The 24,022-nt window shown below is 48.1% G+C and carries 1 protein-coding gene; it reads right to left on the bottom strand.

Going from position 1 to position 24,022, the window contains the following annotated elements; translation table 11 throughout:
• Positions 1-25 precede the first annotated feature (25 nt).
• A complete protein-coding gene (locus G1O98_RS14770; RefSeq protein WP_163929492.1) occupies positions 26-24,022 on the bottom strand; it encodes a DUF4347 domain-containing protein in 23,997 nt (7,998 codons plus the stop codon).

Genomic DNA, 24,022 nt, shown 5'->3' with positions numbered 1-24,022 from the left:
TCAAGTCCTTTGCTTTTTGTCAGATTTACGCCCCAGGAGTACTTCCGGCATTATTCGGTAGAATACCTGTATCATTTTCTTTACTTCCATTAGTATCGATATTACCTGATTGAGTACCGGGTTGAGGATCGCGGGGTGAGCCAGTGTCAGTATCAACAACTCCTACTTCGCCATTAGGTTCTGTCAGGGATTGGTCTGCGCCACTGGTTCGACCAAGATTGGTGACAAAGTTCTTCCAATTATTATTAGGTATCCGATTCACTGTCGGCTCACCAAATTGACTGAAGGGAACGAAGTAACTGTTAAATTCACCATTCCAGTCAATTAAGCGATCGCCTCCAGTGTTGCCAATCAAGACATCTAATCCACCGCCACCATAGATGAAATCGGGGTCAGCATAGGCTGGCGCATCTGGTTGGTTGTTCAGCCCACCATTGGTATCTAAGTTATCATCAGCGTTCATTAAGTCGTCTCCTAAACCACCAAAGAGACGGTCTTTACCTGTACCACCAACCAGCCAGTCGTTACCCAGATCGCCAAATATACGGTCTTTTCCATCTTCAATCTTGACACCTGCATTATCAGTAGCCTCGAAATTCAGCAGGAAACCATTAATCTTAGCAAAGGGGTTATTCGCATCATAGGCGGCTAACTTGCGAGTGGTAGCATTGTAGCCCAGTGGGTTGAGATTAGTGACTGGATCGGCGTTATGGAAGGCGGCTAAAGCCTCTGCACCCGATATGGCATCATCACCAGCACCACCGTGAATAAAGTCATCTCCTAATCCGCCATATATAACATCATTACCACCCTGTGTCCAGGCGAGGGAAACAAATGCCTTAGTCAAGCGGCCCGTAATGTACTCAACTGCACCAACTTCGTTGGAGGCCGAGAAGGTCACTTGGAGATTCGGGGTTGTTAATCCGTAAAGTGTTTCGGTCGAACCGTTGCGGCTAGTACGAATCATGCCATTATCGCCGACTATCCCATCTTCCCCAGCACCACCATAGAGACGATCTGCGCCATCTTCACCAAAGATATCGTCGTCTTGACCGTTACCGAACAAGACATCGTTGCCCGCCATTCCGTGAATTTGATCGTCACCACCTTCACCAGAGATGATGTCAGCAAAACCGCGATCACTTGTGCCAGTGTCACCAGGAGTATAATCTAGCAAGCGGACTGCCCTGGGGATAATTTTGAGAGTTGGGTCGTAGTTATCGTAGGTAAAGGTGATGAAGTTACCTGTAGCTCTACCATTTGTGCCAACTAGACGATAAATTATGCCGTTATCACCCAAAATAACATCTGCATCCAGGGCATGACCTTGACTCGATAAGTTGCCTAGATGGTTGCGTGCAGTTTGTGTTCCTGCACCACCAAAGATGATATCTACTCCTGTCGGGCGATCGCTAGGATTAATTAGACCAAATAGACTGGAACTATCGCCAATGATATCGTCCTGACCGAGATTACCAAAGATCGAGTCATTGCCACCATTGCCTTCGATATAGTCATCGCCATCAGTCCCTGCGCCACCAAAGTCTTCCACTGATTGACTTGTTGTTAAAACATTGATGGAGGTAGAACCATCGCCCTGAATGGCATCATTCCCAAGCTGCCCGAAGATGACATCATCATCAGCACCACCCGCAATCATATCATTGCCGGATGTTTGCGGTAGTGGAGTATCGCTGTGGTCGTAAAGGACGATTTCCCGTTCGCTAACCCCTGTGGGATTAGTTTGGGAGGTGGGAGTTACTAACGGGTTGCCATTGCTATCGTAAATAGTGGCATTGCTGAGGGTGCGGATGCGCGAGCTGATTGAGTTACCCTTGCGGAGAATCTTAGCATTGTCACCTGCGATCGCGTCGTTACCCGCACCACCGTCAATGACATCATCGCCATCCTGACCGCCAGCAACGTTGTGACCGCCCCAAATGTCGTCATCGCCTTCGTTGCCTGTGATAGTGTCATTGCCTTGTCCGCCCAGAATGATATCTTCACCACCATCTCCTACTAGGCTGTCATTACCACCAGCTTCGCTATTTTGGGTGTTAAGGGAGGTAAAGGTAAACGGATCGCTGGCGGTATTTAAGGGCAGTGCGTTGGCATTAATATCGCCCCTGACTTCACCATGATCGCCGAAGATCAGATCGTTACCAGTACCGCTAGAGACTGTATCAGCACCCGTTCCTGCTAGTACAAAGTCATTGCCAGCACCCGTTGAGATATTATCGTTCCCGCCATTATTCGGGTTAGTGGTGGTAATTATGTCAATATCGGCTGCATTGCCATCAGTTCCTACATAATCTACGATACCGTTATCACCCAGGACAATATCGTTTGCGCTGTTAGTAGTAACCGTGTCGCCACCTATACCAGCTAAAACGATGTCTTCACCCTCGCCTGTAGTAATGCTGTCATTACCGCCAAGAGTAGGATCGGTGGTTTCCAGACGCTGTAACACACCTGCTGCGTAGGTGGCAGTGCCGTTATCGCCAATGACTAGGTTTTGTCCATCACCTGCCGTAACGGTATCATTACCATTACCCGCTAGTACGATATCGTTATTTGCACCAGTGCTAATTACATCATTGCCACCGACTTCTGGGGCTGTGGTATCAATGAGGGAAAGTGCGTTAGCCGCAATCGAGATAGTGCCATTGTCTCCCAGAACAATATTATTGCCGTCTGCGGCGCTAATCACATCACTGCCAATACCACCAACAATTATGTCTGCACCTGTGGTAGTAGTAATTGAGTCATCGCCACCTAGAGCGAAATCAGTGGAGGCAATTTGGCTGACTGCGCCGTTAGTACAAGTAATTGCCCCGTTATCGCCCAAGATGAGGTTATTTTCAGTACCGCCATCAATGCTATCGCCCAAAGCACCACCTAAGATGGTGTCATCTCCTGCATTACCAGAAATTACATCAGCACTTCCTATGGTTGCGTTAGTGGTTTGGATGATATCGACGGTAGCGAGATTGCTATCGTTAATCACAAAGTCGATTACCCCATTATCCCCAATCAGAATATCTGCGTTATCATCCCCAGTAATATTGTCAGCACCAGCACCGCCGAGAATCCGATCGTTGCCTGTATTACCCTGAATATTGTCGTTTGCAGCACCAGACGCATTCGTGGTTTCGATGCGTTGGACGTTATCGGTGCTGAGAAGTTTGGGTGTTGCGGCAGTCTGAGTTACGATTCCGTGGTCGCCAAAGATGATATCATGGCCTGCATTGCCAGCGATCGCATCTTGACCAGCCGTTTCAGTTGTAGGAATGCTGAGAGTGCGTCCAACTAGGTCAACATTGAAACCAGAATCGCCGTAAATAATATCGTTTCCGGCTTCCCCTTGAATGTTATCGTTGCCAGAACCGCCAGCGATTTGGTCGCCTGCTTGAGAACCGCGAATACTATCATTCCCTGCACCACCGTAGATAACCACGTTATCAGAAGAAAGGGAAGCATCAATGGTATCGTTGCCTGGGTTGTTGAAGTTCCAAGCAAGTCCAGGTTGAATTGTGGTTCCTGTGCCTGAATAACGACTACCATCTGCGGAGGTATCGCCAAAGATCGCTAAGGGCGCATCTAATCCTCGTGCATCTGTGCCGCCGCGATCGCTTACGGTAATCTTGTCATTGCCACCGCCTCCATGTACGGAGGTAATCGCGCCATCTGCTGTGCCTGTAACCGTTAGTTCTTCGTCTCCCTGTCCTAATAACAATTCGACAACTTCTAAACCGCCATAATTAATACCATCAGGATTCATGCCAAATCCGGTTAGGGTTGAAGCACTCAGCGTTCCCACTCCATTAGCTGTGCTGCCATCGTTAAATACAGTAACGGTATCGCGACTGTTGTTCTCATTGACAAAGAAGTTCGGCGAGAGATTAGTAATGGCAAACTCGCTATTACTGTCGGGCAATTCCCACTCAGATGCGGGTAAGCTGGCGTTTTGTAAGGTGAGTACAGTTTGACCGGGGAGAGAACCTGCTGCAACACCAACTATTAACCAGAAGCGATTAATACCTTTACCCTTACTAATTTCCAGGGTGCGACCGACCAAAGCAGATATATCTGCGATCGCCGGATTAGCAGCGATAAATGCTTGCAGATCGCTCGTTTCTACCGTGAGGTTATCAATTGCCGAAGCTGCTCCCGTGCCATTATAAGCGAGGACATTGCCCGTTGCTGGCCGTTGATTAGTTTCACCAGGTAGAATCACAGGATCGCCTAAACCACCCGCAGAACCTTGACCAGAGAATCCATCAATAAATAAGGCACCAGCAATGCTATCTAGTTTGTGGGTTCCTGCTTGAGCAACTAACGCCCCATCTGCACCTACTACTGCCGCACTGTCACCGCCGATGCTAAAGCTATCGCTACCTAAACCGCCGAAGAGTTTGGTTGTCACTAGATTGCTAGTGGAGAGGACGAAGAACTTGTCATCGCCTTCAGCACCATCGATTTCGAGAATTTCAATCTCATTGTAAGTGATGCTGCGACCCGCACCGAAGATACCGTTTGCGGTAACTAGGAAATTATCGCCAAACTCCGTACCAATAACTCGCAGGGTATCAATACCAGCACCGCCACTAATATTGAGCGCTGCATTCATCACGTATTCTACGGTATCCGCACCTGCTCCCGTATCGACAGCACTATCGCTAGAACCTTCTTCGGCAAAGGAGCGAATTACGAATAGGTCGTCATCTTCACCGCCAAAGAGATCCAGGGTGGCTGTATTACGGAAGACGACAAAGGTATCTTCACCTGCTTCCCCTTTAATAGTGGTAGCAAAGCTAACTCCATTACTGAGGAAACCGCGAGTAGTCTGGGTAGTAGCAAATTCGTCTTCAAAGGCTAAATTAGCATTGCCGGCATCCCGTTCCGTCTTGAAGACTTGACCAACTTGGAAGCTATCATTGCCCAAACCGCCCTTGACCGTAGTTTGAGTCCAGTTATCATCTAAGGTAATTTGGTCATCGCCACCTTGAGTATCAACGGTTAACTGTTCGAGATTCTTGTTGTAGTTAATCCGTTCGACATCCGTTGTCGGATCGCCATGCAGTGCTGCGACAAAAGCGACACCGCCATCAACAAATTCGCGATCGCTGGCACGCATGAGTAAATTATCTGCCGTCTCAGTACCAAAAATCGTTAGGGTATCTGCACCCGTAACGCCTGTATCAAAGACGTTGATGATGTAATCAGTGTCAGTACCCGTAATATGAACTTCGTATGCGTCTGCGTCGCCTTGTCCGTCTAAATCAAGGGTGTCACGACCGGGGGTATTGCGACCAGGGAGAATGCGACTTGCTTTATCTAAGGATGGTAACTCGAAGACTTGGATAAAGTCTGTACCAGTGCCACCTAAGACACGGGTATGACCTGTTAAAGTTAGGGCATTTCCTTCAGTATTCTCTGGATTGAGCAGAATTATATCGTTTTCTGAACCCGCATCAATAGTTATTTCGGTTGCACTGAGATTGGCCCACAGTTTAATCTCGTCTTCACCTGCTTGACCAAAGAAATTGATACTGTTTGTAGCCGTAATCGTACTTAATGTCACAATTTCATCGTCTGCTGCACCAGCATTAAGATTAACCACCGGAGCAATGAGACTGCCGTCTAACAGGAAGCGATCGCTATTTGCATCACCGTAGAAGTCAATGCGCGTGTTAGCTTCAACTGTACCTAGTACCTGAATCTTACTGCCAGAAGCATCCACAGCACCTTGGTAGTCGCCGTACAACTCTACATAATCGGCTGCTTTAACAATTGCTCCTTCTTCAACGGTGAGATCGTCACCTGCTAGTAACCTGACGTAGGAACCCGTGCTTTCAATGGTGATACCACTCTTGACAATTAAGAAATCAGCATCGTCATCTGCGGGTGTAGCAGTTCCATCGACATCGCTATCGTTATTATCATCTGTAGCCCAGACTATAATCTCTGCACCTGCTTGTTGATTTTCGGTTACAGTAATCGGACTAGAAGCAGTCAAGTTAATCGATCCACCTGCGACCATACCTGGGTCGGTTGAATCTACAACTCCACCTATGGTCAGCGCACCCGTATTACTTACCCAAGTGCTGCCTGCGGTTGATTTAGCTTCAATATTGCCAATTTCAGTTGTAATTGCCCGATTTGCTGCCCCAATATTCTGAGAGGCGACGAGGAAGGTCTTACCAGAGATGACATTAAAGCCATTCGGGTCTGAATTACCGTCAAGGATGCTGCCACCCGGTACAGTGATAAAGGCAGTTGCACCCGCACCCGTGCCTACCTGATTGAGACTGAGGTCGCCTGCGGTTTCAATGATGTAGATATTGGCGAATCCACTGGATGCTGTTAGCGTTCCCGCAGCAGAGAAGGCACTATTAATATCGAGGTCGTTACCACTCAAACCAATACCGCCGAAAACTGCTGTTAGGGAAATGTTATTAGCGATAATATCGGCTTTTGGCTTGCTTGCAGGGACAGTGGTATCGTCTCCCAAATTAGGATCGAGAGGATTATTCAAGTCAACGGCATCCAAAATCGAGAGTTGCGCTTGTAAATTTACATCTCCAGCGCGAGAGAGAACGTTACGAATATTGAGATCGCCAAAGGTTTCCGCAATCCAAATATTGTTTTGCGCCGTCGCTGTTAAAGTTCCCGTACCGACGACATCAATTTCCAAATTATCGCCATTTTCCCCGATCGCTGCGCCTGCGGTAAGTTCGACGCGATTCGCCTGGATCTTGGTAAAGTCGTGGTTGAGCGCATCAAGAATTGAACCCTGTGCCTCTAGATATACGCCACCTGTCTTCGAGAATACGCCTTCTAAGTTCATATTGCCTGACGTTTCCGAGATGTAAACGTCACTATTGGCACGAGCAGTAAGCGTTCCGGTGGGAGTGAGATTGATGTCAAGGCGATCGCTTGCTGTACCAATTGAACCTTGTCCTGCTTCTAGGATCAGTTCGCTGCTGATGACATTAATCAGGTCGGCAGAACCGCCATTAACAATACTTTGTCTGGTCTTAATCCGCACCTGTTCCTGTGCTTGGATTTGATTGAGGTTAATATTGAGTTCCGAGCCTAAGAAGACATCCTTTTGAGCCGTAACATTAATATCTCCCAGCGCATCAACATCAATATCCTCGCGCTCTTTAATGATGACTGCTGTTACCACAGCACCCGCCGCCGATGGGTCTAAGACAACTGGAGCAATGGTTACACTCACGCTGAACTCAGTACGGAGACTAGCAGAGGCAGTTAAAGTGATAATAGTAGCGGTGACACTAGCAATCTGGTAATATTGCTCGTCATCGGTGGCATTGGTAGAGTTGCCTTCGATGAAGATATACATCCCCGCTTGGAAACCATCAGTAATCCAACTCCCAGTATCTGTACGGGTAATAGTATCTGCCGAGTCATTATTGGTAAAGTTAACCGTTGTTGTCACCGGATCTCCACCCAGGTAAACGAGATCGTCTCGTTCTGCTGCTGCCAACTTAATGCGATCGTCGCTTGTCAGTTGCACGGGTTGAACTGTGAGATCGATGACGGTTTGACCATCGCTCTTACCAACCCCTCCGGAGGTAATTAGGGTGACATTGTTGCCAATGATATTGGGGTCTTCGATGCTGACCTGAGTATCGGATACAGCTTTGAGTAAACCCGCACTGAGCGTGTAGATCAACTCTTCTTCCGTCCAGACCTTAATACTGCCCCTCAAGGCTGCATCTTCTTCTGCCGTTAAGGTATAGGTGAAGTTGTCATTAAAGGTATTACCAAACTGTCCGTACTGAGCATGAAGGGTATGGTATTGGAGAGTGCGGGAATTTTCTAGGGTGGTAATGGCATTCAGGACGAACTGATCGAGTGCCGCATCATCACTTAACCCTTGTCCACTTCCCTCGTTATGGTAGAAGTTTTTATAGAATGTTTCTTCTACATCCGTCAGCGTGACTTGGTGGTTGCTGTCGTAAACCGAGGGGTTAGCTTGGGTATTGCGGTATTGCCAGTAGGTGTTATATTCCTGCTCTTTACTTGCGGCAAAGGCATTAATTGTCTCGTCAATCTTCGCCTGCGCTCCCGTTCCGGCGGTCAGTTGTAAATCAGTCCAAATGCCTGCTCTGAGTTCGTTAATGGTGCGATCGTCCCTTTGTGCTTCTTGATTGACATCGACGATGCTACCCTGATTGACTTCAACGGTGACATTACCAATCGTCTCAATCTTCTCAACCCGTAGATCGCCCGTTTGCTCTTTCAAGAAAATATCGCCTGTGGCGGTGATATTCACTTTATCTTTCAGGGTTGTACCGGATTCGAGGACGATGGATTGACCACTCGCGCCAATGTTGCCACCGAGAGCGTTGAGGGTAATCGAGCCGCCGCTAATCAGTCCTTGATTAACTTTGTTAATTCCTCCTTGCGCCGTTACCGTGACATCCTTGCCACCGCCGGCGGTAATTTGATCGACTGCCAAATCGCCAACTATTTCCGAGAGTTGGATTGTACCATCGCTCGTTGTTGCTTTTAAACTAGCGGCAGCTCCATTAGCAACATCCGTCTGAATCGCTTGCTCAGAGCCTATTCCTGTGTCCGCAGTCAGTTCGACACGACGACCGCCAACATAGCCATTATCGCTGCCCTGCTTGATGGATTTATCGGAAGAAAGGCTAGTTGTGCCAGTGGGGTTAAGGATCGGGCCATCAAGGAGAATATTTCCTTGAGACTGTACTGAGATAGCCCCTTCGTCATAGCCGATAAAGTTAATCTTAATGGCGCGATCGGCTTCGATGGTGTGAGTATAAACGTTTTGATTTCTAGTTTCGCTAATAACCTGTTGATAGTAGGTTTTCGTCCCGTACCAAGTACTTTCTGTCCAACTGTCTCCGGTATAGGTTCTTTGGGCAATCTGTTTTGTTTGGGTTACAAAGTCATAGCGGGTCGTATTGTTAACATCTAAGAAGTAATAAGACCCTTCTGGTAGTAGCTCAGGCTCAGTGATGTTTTCGACTTCGGGCGTACCTACAACGTTAGCAGGATCGGCAGCTAGGGCATCGATACCGAGCCAAGAGGAATTGCCATAAGTTGTCGTCGTCCGCGTGCGGGTTTCTTCGCCAATTGACCAACCATAACGCCAGCCAGAGGCGGGGTTGTAGGTTGAATTATTGCTGCCTTGGGAAACAACTGGCCCTGAGCCATTATCCGTAGTAATGGTTACGCCATTGGCGGTCTTCTGATAAATAGTAACGAAGGGATTAGCACTCGTTCCCTTAGCCTTATCTTTGAGAACTAAGGTTCCAGCCCCGCGTTGAGAAACATCTAGACGCTTAATTACTAGGTCATAAGGTGTGTTATTAGTGACGTTGATTTTACCGTAGCCACCAAGGAGCTTGATTTCGCCGTTAGCGGAGTTAAGAATGTGTCCTGTAATATCAATTGAACCACCACTCACCCGCAGTTCTTCTAAGATGATTTGGTTATTGCCCACATCGTAACGAACCAAGAAGTCTTTATTGGTAATGGTCTTGAGGGTGACAATGCCTGTTGTGCCAGCTTTGAGAAGATCATCAATTTCTTGAATCGTCGCCGCACTTAAAGTGAGTTCGTAATCGGACTTACCACTTTGAATAATGCCGTTAATGTTGACATATTCGGCATTAATAAAGATGCGATCGCCATACAAACTCACATTAGTAGGAATTTGGTTAAGAATGCTTTCAATTCCTGCTTGATTCGCTTGTGTTATCCCTCCATTTCCAGGCGGTTTAGCCCCACCAGTCACCGACAGCCATTTTGCATAGTCTTCACCCGCAACGGGGAAGGATGTACCTTCTCCAGGGAGATCGAACGTAGCGCTACCACCCGCTTCGATGGTTGAATCTTTTACGCGGATGCGACCTTTAACGGTAATGTCTCCTTGTCCACTAGCAAGGGTTCTTAGAACCAAATCACCACCTAAATTCTCAATATCTCCCAGTACTGTAATATCGGGCCAAGGATAAATATCGTTAGTAATGGAAGTGACATCGAAATCGTTGATGACTTGGATGAGGGGTTCATTGGCAGAACCACCACCCGTAATGCTGGAGAAGGCAGCAACTCCCGCCACCACTAAGGATTCACCGCTAAGATTGCTTTGGTTATCTTTGGTTGCATTGCGGCTGTTTTCGGCATTAATTTCGCCTTTAATAGCACTTAAAGAACCAACTGCCGATACCTCAACACCATTCAGGAATAGACCGCCATTCTGTTCTGGGATAGTAATACCGAGAATCTTAATGAAAGCGGGTGTATGGTTGAGAATATTAACGCTGGCATCGCCGGGAGCATCAAAGACACCGTTGCCTTGGAGTTGGTCGCTACGAATATCAATCGTCCCTGCCTGAGCCAAGATCGGATCGACGGTGACGGTAATCGCATATTGTTCTACTCGATTGATTAGACCGTTGGGGCCGCCTGTTTGTAATAGCCCTTCTGCTTGCAATGCTGCTTGAATGCGGGCAATTTCACTCTCATAGAAGGTCTTGAGGGTGGCGTTAGTATCCCCGTACTTAATTAATTCAGCTTTGGCTTGTTCTAAAGCTTTTTCGAGATTGGACTGAACTTTTTCTAGGGTGACGCTAAAGTCGATACCATCGCTCTTAGTAAAGTTGGTAATCGTACCACTATTGCGATCCCAAGCGTTGAGTTCTAGGGTGAGATTGCGGTTAATGCCTGTCCGTACCGTACCATCGACTTGCACAGTACCATGAGCCTCACTCTTGGAGAATCCTTCATACTGCTCGACACCGCCACCGCCTGTTAATTTATCAATGGCATTCCCCAAAGCGTTGAGCCAGTTCACCGCTTTAGCTTGGGCAATCAAATTGGCAAATCCGTCTCGTTCGGCATGGAGTTTGGCATCCCGTGCAGTTTCTAAGATGGCTCCTGACGCAACGGTAATCTTATTCTCCTGTAGTAAGTAGGCTTCGGCATTGATGGATGCGATGGGAATGGCACTACCAGCAAAGGTATCGGTGCGGGATTCGAGGGTATAGGAATCGCGGTTAAAGTTTGTATCTGTTCCTGCCGATAAGTTAAGGTTGCCACCTGCGCGGATCTTGGCATTACTGCCGATCGCAATCTCGTTGGTAGGTTTGAGATCGATTTTGGAATTGGCGATCGCTACCGTACCAATACCATAGGTTTCTGCATTCACCTGAAGCTTGACATCGCCCTGTCCTCTGGCGGAGATATCGATACCGCCCGTGCTTTGCAGGGTCGCACCTGTACCCACTGCTACCTTAGCTAGGTCGCTTAAGCTGCGAACTGTAGCCGACGCATCCGCACCCGATACCGCTCCACCTGTAGTTAGGGTGACTTTATCGGTGATATTAATATCGTTGAGCGATCGCAAGGTGATGGTATCGTTACTTGCGGTATTGCCTACTACTGTCAGAACGGCGTTATTACCCACGTTGGTTAAGGTACTTAAGCTGAGAGTAGTCTCGCTATCAGCACCCGCACCACTCGCTAAACCGCCCGTCGTTCCCTTAAGATTTTCCGCACCACCTACCAAGTTCTTCCTGACTCGATTGATGGCATCGATTGCGATATCTTTTGCCTTAATGTTGACATTATTGCCAACTCCTGATTCAACGGCGGAGATAACTTGATTATTATTTGTCGCGCCGCTACCAGCGATTACGCCACCTGCGCCTGTTTTTAGTTGGTTATCGAAGTTGGCGGTGTGTTTTGCCCCTATCGTCAGAGTTCCCTCGCCTCGACTACTCAAATCGATGTCGATGGTGTTGCTGCTATTGCCCGATGAATCGTCTTTAATCTTGGCGATCGTGGTACTGGCATTGGAAGTGGCGGCACTGGCACTCGTTCCCGCCGCAATACCACCGCTACCAGCTGTGGTCAGGGCTAAATTGGTATCTGCTCCCACCGCCGAAATATTCAATGTTCCCCCAATCAGTCTGACTCCCGAGCCGAAATAGGCTTCAGTATTGGTGTTAGTTAAGACGTTAGACTTACTGACTCCTACGGCAATAATGCCGCCAGCAGCACTATTAGATTCAGCTTTTTGGTTAGTCGTACTAATTGCCGTGACATTGGTGGCGTTATTAATATTCAGGTTGGCGTTATCGAGAACGTAGCTTTGAGTGCTGCTGTTATTGATAACACTGGTGCTAGTAGAATCTACACCTAACAATAGTCCGCCCGACGAGCCAGAGGCAAAGGCTTGAGCTTTTTCTCCCTGTAAATTAGCGATAATCGCCAAATTTCTGGCATTAATCTTACCGCCCACGTAGGCATCGAGATTGGCAGCCACTGTCACAGTTGCTTGAGAAGAACCAATTCCCGCGCCAGTAGAGGCGGCAACACCTTGAGCTTTAGCATCAGCTGCTAACTCCGACACAGCTTTAACGCTGAGATCGCCTGTCAGCATTGTCCCAGCAGTAGGAACGACTACATAAGCCGTTACTGTGGGGGTAATATTTGCTGAGGCTGTTGTACCTGTACCGCTGACATTAAAGATGAAGCCGAGGGCGGCGGAAAGGGCAAAGGTTTCTGTCTTGGCAGTACCAATATTCTTCGCCTCTACTGTTAGATCGTTGGCTATCGGGACATTGCCTTGGCTGTAAGCTCTGGTAGTCCCATTGAAGGTGGTATCAGCTAAGGTAACACCAACGGCAGCACCGACAAAACCAGTACTGACGGCAACTCCGATGGCTTTAGTTTCGGTAGTTTGGTTGGAGGTTGCCTTGACGATCGCATCACCAGCAATAGCACTGAGGTTTAACCTTCCCGCCGTACCTAAATAAGCTTCCACTGTACCGCCGATAGTCGTCTGGGCATCGCTACCTGCCCCGGCAAAGCCCCCGCCAACACTAGCCGCGATCGAGGTGGCAATGGCAAAACTGTTGGCAGTGGCGGTGGAATCAGCCGTAATCTCGACATTGCCGTTAGTTACCGTCACCAAACCATCGACAAATGCCCTGACATTATTATTAATAGTGTTATCGGTCAAAGAAACGCCGATCGATCCGCCAACAGCACCAAAGGCTAAAGAACCAGCACCGACATCGGAGGAGATAGCTGAATTATCGGTAGCCGCTACCCGCAGAGTGTTAAGGGTTCTTACATTACTATTGTCTTTAATTGCCGCTTCAATCGTATTGCTAATGATGTTGGTAGCACCTGCTCCCGCACCTGAAAAACCGCCGCTAAATAGAGAAATTGCACCGCCAACGGAGGCAGCAACGGCTTCGGAGTCAATGTTGGCATCACTCTTGGCGAGGATCTCAACAGTACCTTTGAGTGCTTCAACAGTGGAATTGTCAATCAAGCTGCGGACTTGGTTGCTGAGGGTATTATTAGCATCAACTGCGGCGATACTAACGGAAACGCTGGCAGTGCCACTGCCGGACAAGGCTACGCTACCACCGTGGGCAGTTGCGGTAATCTCAGACTTGTCGGTAGCACTCAGGCTGATTGAACCTAGATTGGCTGTGACACTAGGACTATCGAGGATATAAGCCTCGATCGCATTGGCAATGGTGTTAGTTGAACCAGCACCGGCTCCCGAAGCCGCACCCGCAACTCCTGCCCCACTGACACTGAGAGCGCCTGCTCCCCCAAAGGTAAAGGCATTAATTTCCGCCGTAGAGTTGGCATCGAGATCGACATCGCTTTGGGCATCTACTGTGGAGCGATCAATAAACGCTTTGGTAGTATTGCCAATGTTGTTCTCACTGATGGCAAGTCCTATTGATGCGGCACCTGCTGCACCTGCTAGACTAACTGCAACGGATATCGCCACACCGCCCGCATCAGCTTTGATTCTGGAAGTATCTACTGACAGTAGGTCAACATCGCCGTTGTTTGCTGTGACATCGCTGTTATTTTCAATGCTGGCAATAATCACCTGAGCGATGGTATTAGCAGAACCAGCCCCTGCACCCGCTAAAGCTCCAGCTAATCCTGCCCCTGTGCCTGCTCCTGATGCTGCACCCCCTATCGCTAGGGCATCAATTTGTGCTGCTGAAATCGCACTGAGAATCACATCATTGGCTGCTGTGACAGTTGAATCGGTAATTGTGGCTCGAACTAAGCTTTGGAAGACATCTTCTTGGGCAAAATTCTTGACTGCGCCGCCTTTGGTGAAGCTATGGCTGGCTCCGGCTACGGTGCGATCGAGGATAATCGGTTTGACTAAAATATCGTCGCTAGTATCGTTCGGCGTGCCGTTATCGCTACCTGTGGCTTCGTTTTGCGTCGTGGCGAGTTGAATGCGGTTATCATCCAGTTTAATAACGTAGTAAGTCTGTCCTTTAACCAAACCGCCGATCGCATCGTCAGTGCCGTTATAAACGACGGCATCGCCCGTGTTATAGCCGTGATTGGCCAGCTTAATCCCAGAATCCCCAATGGTGTTATCGGACAAAGAAGCCCCAATCGAGAGTGCACCCGCCGCGCCCGTCGCCGTTGCCCCAATTGCTACAGCAAAGCCGCCTGAATCTGCTTGAATCGTAGAGTCATCGCTGGCTATGACGTTAACGGAATCACCCGCAGTGACATTTTCACTGCCCTTAATATATGCCTCAACGATGTTGTTAATCGTATTATCCGCTTGCGCTCCCGCTCCCGAACCTGCTAAACCTGCTCCTGTGGCTGTTCCCGCCCCGGCTGCGGCTCCAGCGATCGCTAATGCCTGAATTCTCGGTTTGAGGGTTTCTAAGCGGTGATTCGTTCCTGCCGTACCAGTTGTCAGATCGATCGCGGCTGGCTCGCTGGCGGTTGTTTCGGCATTAGTTGCCATCAACTTAATCGTGTTGTCATCAACTTTAATGACAAAATAGCTTTGGCCGTCTTCCAGTCCGCCCAATTGTTGCCCCGCATTGCCGAGATTGCGATAAATAACGCGATCGCCTGTCTTCAGTCCATGATTCGTGTAGGTAATCGTATTATTCGTGGCATTAACGGCAGCCGTGGCAAAATCGAAGGTCTCATCGGTTTGCGATTTAGCCGTAGCCGTCAGATTGACATCTCCCGCCGCCGTGACTAAAGAATTATCAACAAAGGCAACTACCGTATTACTGACGGTATTATTAGCCAGTGCCGCACCGATCGCACCCGATCCAGCCGCACCAGCACCTGCACTTGCGGCGATCGCCACCGCGACACCGCCTGCATCGGCTTTAATCTGAGAAGTATCGAGGGCAGTGAGAGTAACGATACCTGTATCTGCATCTACCGTACTGGTATTCTTAATACTGGCTTCGATTTCCAGGTTAATGGTATTAATCGTACCCGCGCCTGCGCCCGCCAACGCACCTGTCAGTCCCGCACCCGCACTGCCAGCACCTGCGCCCGCACCTCCAAGGGCGAAAGCGTCGATCTCGGCTGTCGAGGTAGCATTCAGAATTACATCGCTTTGGGCTGTTACTGTCGAGTCGTCGATCAGAGCCTTAATACTGTTATTGACTGTATTAGTAGAGACTGCTGCCCCGATCGCACCCGATCCCGTCGCCCCGCCACCTAAATTAGCAGCAATCGCAACTGCCACACCACCCGCATCGGCTTTAATCTTAGAATTATCGTTTGCCGTCAGGGTAACATCGCCGTTGTTTGCCGTGACGGTACTGTTATTTTTAATGCTGGCTTCGATACTGAGGTTAATGTTATTAATCGTGCCCGCGCCTGCACCTGCCAACGCGCCTGTAAGTCCTGCACCCGCACCGCCAGCACCAGCACCAGCACCACCAAGGGCGAGAGCGTCGATCGCGGCTGTCGAGGTAGCACTCAGAATTACATCGCTTTGGGCTGTTACTGTCGAGCCGTCTATCAGAGCCTTAACGCTGTTATTAACTGTATTCGTAGCAACTGCTGCCCCGATGGATGCTGCTCCCTTCGCACCGGCACCCAAACTGGCTGCGATCGCAATTGCTATACCACCAGCATCGGCTTTAATGATAGAACTATCGGTTGCTGTGAGGGAAACATCACCATTATTTGCTGTGACAGTACTGTTATTTTTAATACTGGCTTCGATGGCAATTTGAATGACATTCTCCGTCCCCGCACCCGCACCCGCCAGTGCGCCTGTAACTCCACCACCCGCACCGCCAGCACCTGCTCCTGCACCGCCCATTGCGAGGGCTTCAATCGTTGCCGTGGAAATGGCCTTCAGAATTACATCTTCTTCGGCGATGACAACGGAATTATCGATATAGGCTCTAACAGCGTGACCGTTTCCTTTGCCAATCTTGTTGTTGGCAATGCCTAAACCGATTGCACCTGCTCCCTTGGCACCGCCTGCACCCGTAGCGATGGCAATGGCAAAGCCGCCTGCTACTGCTCGAATGGTCGAATCATCGCTAGCAGTTAGGGCGACTAAAGTCGCCTGAACCTTCTTACTACCGCCACTATCTTTAATAAATGATTCGACGGTGTTATCGATGGTATTGGTGGTGACTCCTCCTGCCACAGCTAGTGCGCCTGATGCACCGCCTACACCAGCCGCACCGGAACCCGCACCGCCTACTGCGATCGCTTCAATGACGGAAATATCTTGAGCAGTGAGGGTAATCTCTCCAGGTACGGTAACATCAACGCCATTTAAGTAGCTGCGGGTTGTGCTAGTAATCTTATTGTCCGATAGCGATAGGGCAACCGTTCCCGCCCCAGCTAAACCACCCGTTGTCGGCACGGCGGCAGCAACGGCAACACCGATAGTGAAGGCAAAGACACTGCCATCGCGCAAGGCTTCTACTGTTAGGTCATTGGCTTGTTGAATGGTTGCACCAGTAATCGAGGCTTCTGTCTTCATGTTCAGTTCATTGACACTGAAAGAGCCAGCAATCCCGGCTGAGATTGTTCCTGCTTTGACCAGGGTGGCTGCACCACTAATGGAGAAAATTCCTGTACGATCTTCGCTCTTGACGGCAATCTTTCCGCCATTAACATTAAACAGTCCGCTATCGTTGATGTATGCCTGGGTACTGTCGGTAATGCGGTTGAAGGCAATTACCCCAGAAATCCCTACTCCGATAGTGGAGGGAAGGGCTGGTTGTGAAGGAATAGATAGTACGGGAATATCGGAAACAACTGCTCCAGCGACCCCAATACCCCAGATTTTGCCTGTATTAGTTGCTTTTACATCAATACTAGAGACATTAAAGTTAGTGCCGTTCGTTCCTACACTTTGGTCGCTGTCGGTGCGGCGTTTGCCGATAATGGCTGCTGTATCCCGCGTGACGGCGGTACTACCGATACTGACTCCAATACCGACACTCTTGGCTAACTGCACTGCACCGACGATGTTGTAATGGTCGGCAGTACTTGTCGCAGTTACCGAGATATCCCCACCTACTACTGTCGCACCACTGTCAATTTGGGCGATGGTTTCGCTATTTTGGTTGGCAAAGGATAGACTGCCACTGATACCAAATTGACCGGAATTGCCACCTGTTTGTGATAAATCTACGGAGAATACATTTTCCGTCGCACTGACAGTCAATCCGTCGTCGCCAGTAAAAATCTTAGCCCCATCTCCAATCAGGGCGATCGTATGATTCTCTAGGGTTTGAATTAAAAGTGAGCCGCCGACTCCTGCTAGCCCTGCTTCATTGCCGAACAGGGAGAAGGGGGAACTCTTGGCTTTAATTGCTAGGGCGATCGCACCTGGTTCGGGTTTGACATCGAATTGGATAATCCCGGCGATGTTAATTAATTCCATCGTCGTATTAGCAGCAACTTCGACGGATTGGTCGCCATTTTGGAACAGGGTATCTTGATTGATTAATGCACCCGACTTAATAATTGCTTCTGAGCGATTGAGATAGCTAGAGACACCGATCGAACCCGCAATGCTGAATTTGGCGGCCTGTCCTGCGGCGGCTTTATTTTTGGTGACAGCCCAAGTGTTCATCATGTTATCGAGTCCGAATCTGCCATTGAAAAGATTGGCGAGTTCGTCTTGAATGCTGCCGTCGTCAGGATCGCCAGGGTCAAAGCGATCGCTACTAAAGGGCAGAGAATCGACCAACAGAGGATAGCTGATATCCGAAGTCACTGAGATGGCTTTGCTGGCATCTAGCTTGGCTCCACTCTCCACTATCGCTTTGACGGTCGTATCGTAGTTTCCGACTGCAATTGCCACTGAACCAGAGACTACCTTACCGCCAGTGCCTGGAACTTCATTAGAAACCCCACCTTGGGCATTGGTTTGTACTCCCTGTTCTGCTGAAGCTGTGATGTTAATGTCGGCATCTGATTTTAAAACGGCAGTCGAGCCAGCTTGTGCTATTACGTTATGGTCAAAGGAATTGACAGCAACGGCAGCGTTAATACTAAAAGTAGAACCCTTCGCCGGTTTGAGATAGGCACTTGCTCCCGCGATTAGTCCTTTAACGGCTTTGGGTTCGGGAGCGACGGTTCCTGCCAGGTAATCGGTGAGGGTAGGAATGCCGCCAATAGTTGATTCAGTAATAGTACGGTTATCAGATTCTAATTCCGCTACAATTGAAATGCCGGGAGATTCACCAGGTACGGCGAAGGTATGAATTCCTGTTTGTCCAGCAGCTAAAGTGAGATCGATGGGTAAAGCCGCTTGCGCTGTTATGGGGGAGTCGGTGAGGCGAATGGTGCGATCGTCTACTTTCACGACATAGTAAATATCATTACTGGTTAAACCATCTAGGGGCAAATCGCCTTTGGTTACCCGCGAAACTCGCTCGAAACCGTGATTTTCCCCCGTAGCTACTCCTGCCGTCATGGCGATCGGCGTATTGGGACTATTGGGGTCGGCAAGTTGGAAATTATCGTCATCAACGCGGTTAACAATGTATTCTTTACCATCGATTAAGCCACCGACAGATGTACCTCCACCTGTAAGATAGCTAATGCGATCGCCTGTCTTAAATCCATGTTGGTACATCAAAATCGTGGTGTCGGTAGTACCTTCGAGGACGGGAACGATAGAAGGATCGAACTCGATAGTCTTACTCTCGGTGGTTAAATATTGCAGACTGATACCAGTGGATGAGCCGTTACCTAGCTGTAAAGCTGCTAGAGGAGTATTAGGATCGGTATCGGCAAATTGAATGTGGTTAGCATCAACGACAATAACGATATATTCGCTACTATCGGTCAATCCGGGAATGGGATCGCCATCGCTACTGTAGTAGGTAACTCGTTCGCCATTAGTCAGTCCGTGATTCTTCAGTTCTAGGGTATCTTGGACTGTATCAACAACAGGTACAGTGCGGGATGCGTCAAATAGAGAGACAAATACATCCGTCTTGAAGGTGTGGGAAGTACCCGTACCAACACCAGTCAGGTCGATCGCTACTCCCGCCGAGGCATTGGCACGAGAAGTTGCCAGTTTAAAGATGTTTTCGTTAATGCGGATGACATAGTATTCGGTTTGGTTAGTTAAACCGCTAACTGCATTACCGCCATCGGTGACGTAGGTGACTTTCTGCCCTGTTTGGAAGTCGTGATTTTCAACAACAAAAAGATTATCAGCGAGATCGACGGCGTTGGTAAGGAAACTGTGGGATGTCCCGGTTCCAGCACTAGTAAGGTCGATCGCTACTCCGGCTAAGGCATTAGCGCGGGTTGTTGCCAGTTGAATGTTATTATCGCCAGAATTAATAACGAAATAGTCGGTATTATTGCTCAACCCGCCAAGATTACTACCGCCACCGTTGGAGTATCTCACCCCTTGTCCGGTGACAAAATTGTGGATTTCATTGAAGAAAATCAGATTATTGGCAACATCAATACTGGGTTCTTCTTCAACGCTGCTGGTGGGGTCGAAGCTAAGGGTGGCATCGGCTAGGGCAAAGTTGGAGAACCGCGTCATCCCTGCTTCTTTTTTAACTGTGGAATCGGTGCGATAAACTACTGCATCCCCTGTCTGCCAACCGTGATCTTGGTTAAAGGTAATCGTGCCATCGTCGTTATTTACGGCTTCGCTAGGTTTGAAGGAAAGGGCAGTTTCTTCAAACGCCAAGATGTGTTGATGCTGTCCTGTAAAGCTGTGGGAAGTTCCCGTTACGCCCGTACCACTCAGGTTATTAATAAATACGCCATTAATCGCATTTTCGTAGCTGGTGGCTAGTTTAATGCGATCGTTAGATCCAGAGACGCGGATGACGTAATAATCAGTATTATTGCTCAAACCACCAATATTACTACCGCCGCCATTGGAATATCTTACCTTTTGTCCCGTGGAGAAACTGTTAGCACTGCTGAAGATAATTTCATCGGTAGTGGAGTCGATGGTAGTGTTGGCAGGAACCAGCGTCGTTCCCGTAGGATCGAAGCTAAAGACGCTGTTAGTTTTACTGGGTAGTTCTAAATCAAGAATGTAGTAGGTTTTCCCATTCAGGATGACGGTTTGGTTGGTTGCGCCTGGTAGGGTATCGTCCAAAACGGCTAGCTGGAAGGAATTTCCGTTAACATTAACGACTGCGTAGGTATCTTGGTTAGACAATCCCGAAATCTGTTCCGCATCTTCGTTACCAAGCCAATAATCCACTTCTTGACCGTTAGTAAATTGATGTCCGGCAATGGTAATGGTGTTAGTAGCAGCATTAACATTAGTTGCGGGGTCAAAACTGACGATATTGCGACGATTTAGAGTTTGGGTTGCGTCGGGATTGACACCAACAGAACGACTGGCATTGAGGGGAATGGTATCGCCTTGAGTTAACTTCAGAGTATTTTCATCGATGACAATTACCTTATAGGTTTGCCCGCTTACCAGTCCGCCGATCGCACTTAAAGAGGTATCAGGATTTTTGGGATCGGCGGCGATATACAACAATTCATCCCCAGTTTGCAGCCCGTGATTAGCAAGGGTAATCGTGTCGTTGGCAGTATTAACGTTAGTAGTTAAATCTACGCCTTGTTGTTGTACCGATCCAGCAGTAATTTTGCCATTGACGATCGATTGAATATCTACTTTATCAGAACCAACAGCTACTCCCAGCGCCCCACTACCATCAATAAAAACGGCTACTCCCGATTTTGATTTGAGGTTAGATTCTCCCGTCGCCCCCACTTTCACATTGCCATCGGCAATAATTGAGACATTTTCGCCAATAATTGCTTTAGAAGTGGTACTCGACTCTGTTACAGCAACGCTAACCCCAAAAGCTTGAGTAGGGTTTTTAATCGTTGTTGTGCCTTTTGCCTTGAGAGAGGAATTGACGGCGGTGCTAGCACCTACTTCGGCGGTGGTTTCGGCGGCAGATGCTATTTCCACATTGCCGCCTGCTTGGATCGAGGTTGTCCCACTCAGCAGGGTTTGTGCTGAACCTTCTGCTTTACTGTAACCGGCACTGAAGGGGAAAGAATCGACATTGGGTTTATACTTGCCTTTTTTAGCTGGTTCTAATCCTCCTCCGGCGGAGGCAACACTACTAACAGTGTTTTCCGTCCCGATACTGACATCGCCGTCACTGATAATTTGCGTGTCGGTAAGGCTTACCAATGCCTCAGACTTACGTATCGACACGGAGACAGCAGATAGTACCGCAGGTGCGCCAATTGCCGTTAAGAGTAATCCCGCCACATCTAATAGGTTGAGTGCTGGTTGAATCGCTAAGTTATTAACTAAGGTGGCATCGTCTTTGAGGATATTGCCATCGGCGGCATTGGCATTAATGCTGACGGAATCGCCTTTAATGGTCGCTCCTTGAATATTAATCTTGGCTTCTTTCGACTGGACAGCGACGATTAGGATCGGCAGAGTACCTGTTTGGCTTTCCTTGGAAGCTGTAATGCTAATCTCACCGCCTTCGATCTGTACTCCCGAGGCGATATTAACGCTCACATCTTCGCTGGGGAAGACATCAATGGGGGAAATTCCGCCGGAAAAGTCCTTAACATTGGCAGCTATAGAAATCTTGCCAGAGGTTTTATTGTCAGTGATCGCCTTAGTGAAGAGTTTGGCATTCGAGGAAATGTTAACTATCGTACCCGTCAAGTCAATAATGCCAGAATCTTTTTCTGCTATCTGAGTAGAGATGGTTACTCCTGTGTCAACGGTAATGTTTTCCGTCAGCACGGTCAAATTTTTGCCTGGAAGGTTTAAGTCGCCGGAGAAAATAACTGTATCGTTGCCATCTAGATAATCGACGAAGGGAAGAGTGGGATCGAATCCGAATCCGCCGTTAATGGTTAAAGAAGCATTCAGTTCCAGGGGAGTGTTCGGCGAAATGGTTATTTTATCGTCACCTAAGCCGAGATTAATCGTTAAAGATTCAGTCGGGTCTTTAAAGTCAATAATGTCGCTGTTTGTAACCGTTCTGACTCTTAACTCGCCCGGTTCAATTCTTTCTAAAATCAGATCGTCAGACAGAATCGGACTAGCTTGAATTGTCACATTGGCGGAATTGATGCTACTGAAGAGAAAATCATTATTAGCCTTAGTGATTACATTCTCAATAAACAGATTAGCTGCTTCAATGGTACTGGTATACAGAACTTCGGCATAGTTTGCACCTGTAAGGAAAGCATTGACAATCCCGTTCAGTAAGCCCTCAAAAGTAGCAATCCCGTTATTAATAAAATCTGTTAAATCAGAGCCAATACTGACTAAATCGTTACTCAGATTGTTTAAGAACGTCTCAATGTCATTGATGACATTGCCTGTAACGCCGATCGCACTCTCAATTTCATCAATGACAATACCCGTAGCATTATTGATATCGGTGCTAACAATATTATAGGCGTTAGTTAGCGATCCACTCACTCTGTTCCAGGCTGTATTAAAAGCATCTGTAATTACAGTATCGATCGCGCTACCACCCAAGAGATTTTCAATTCCAGAAAAATTGATGACATTGTTGAGATTACCAATAGCGTTCGTGGGATTGGTAATTGTCCAAGTGTTGTTAGTGTTTGAACCGAAAAGGCTGTCATTTCCCTGAGTGTCAATAAAGCTGAGGCTGGCGTTAAAATTGGTCAGGGCATTATTTAAAGATGTATCGATATATAAGCTATCCGCACCATCTGCTAAGTTGACATTGATTAGACTATTGGAGGAGATAACTAGAGGCTGAATGCCTCCAGACGAACTCAAATCGTTGGAAAAGCTAGTTCCATTGGTACTAAACTCTAACTGGTTATTTGCATTAACTCGCAGATAAAGGGAATCGTTGTTGCCATCTCCCGTAAACGTCGCCGTATTGCCTGTCAGACTGACACTTACTGCCAATAATCCATCATAAGTCTGCAAAGTTGCGCTATCGAAAACGACTGGAGCTCCAATCTCTCCCTCGTTGATTTCTAAATCCCAATCCCCTCCGCGGGATGCAGCACCCGTTAGATCGTTTGATGCTGCAACATCAGCCCCCGTTAACCAACTCAATTCGTCTACAAAAGCTTTCCCTTGGGCACCTTGAGCTAGGTTACAGCCATAGAAAAGAATGTCTGCATCCTCAGCTAAAGCATCTGCCCATCCTTGTAATTGACTTCCATACTCTGCTAAATTGTCACTACTTAACTGGGTTGTCCCCAATTGTACAATTCCAGGTTGGCCATGAGTGACAACATGAACGGCTGAGACATTATTCTGCTGCGCCAGAAATTCTCCCATCTGGCTAACCCCGTCTTGATTTCCATCCAAGAGGACGATCTCGATATTCGCAGCCACACCAGCCAGCAAATTCTGATAATCTTCTACACTCGGATCGATAAAAACAATCTGCTTACCTACACTCAATGGCGTGCTTTCCCAATCACCGCCTACTAACAAGGCATGAGAACTGTTTGCGCCAGTGAGGATGTCATTACCTACTAAAGCTGAATTATCTAAAGTACTAAAGGCGATCGCATCTACCTGAGGCTCAAGGAGAACCGGAGGTAATTCAACTCCGACAATAGATGTTCCTCCAGGAAGGCTTGACGTTGCTTCCAGTCCATAGGGAGCAGGTGGTAAATTTACACCAGTATTCTGTAATTGATTTGAAAGTGTTAAATCAATGCCACCATGAGTATCATCCAT

Source organism: Nostoc sp. UIC 10630, from assembly GCF_010747425.1.
Classification (GTDB): domain Bacteria; phylum Cyanobacteriota; class Cyanobacteriia; order Cyanobacteriales; family Nostocaceae; genus Nostoc.
The sequence above is the reverse complement of the archived record's forward strand: the minus strand, read 5'-3'. Positions and strand labels throughout refer to the sequence as shown.

Coding starts and splice junctions, on each gene's coding strand:
- G1O98_RS14770 (WP_163929492.1), bottom strand. CDS start 24,022: ATGGATGATACTCATGGTGGCATTGATTTAACACTTTCAAATCAATTA.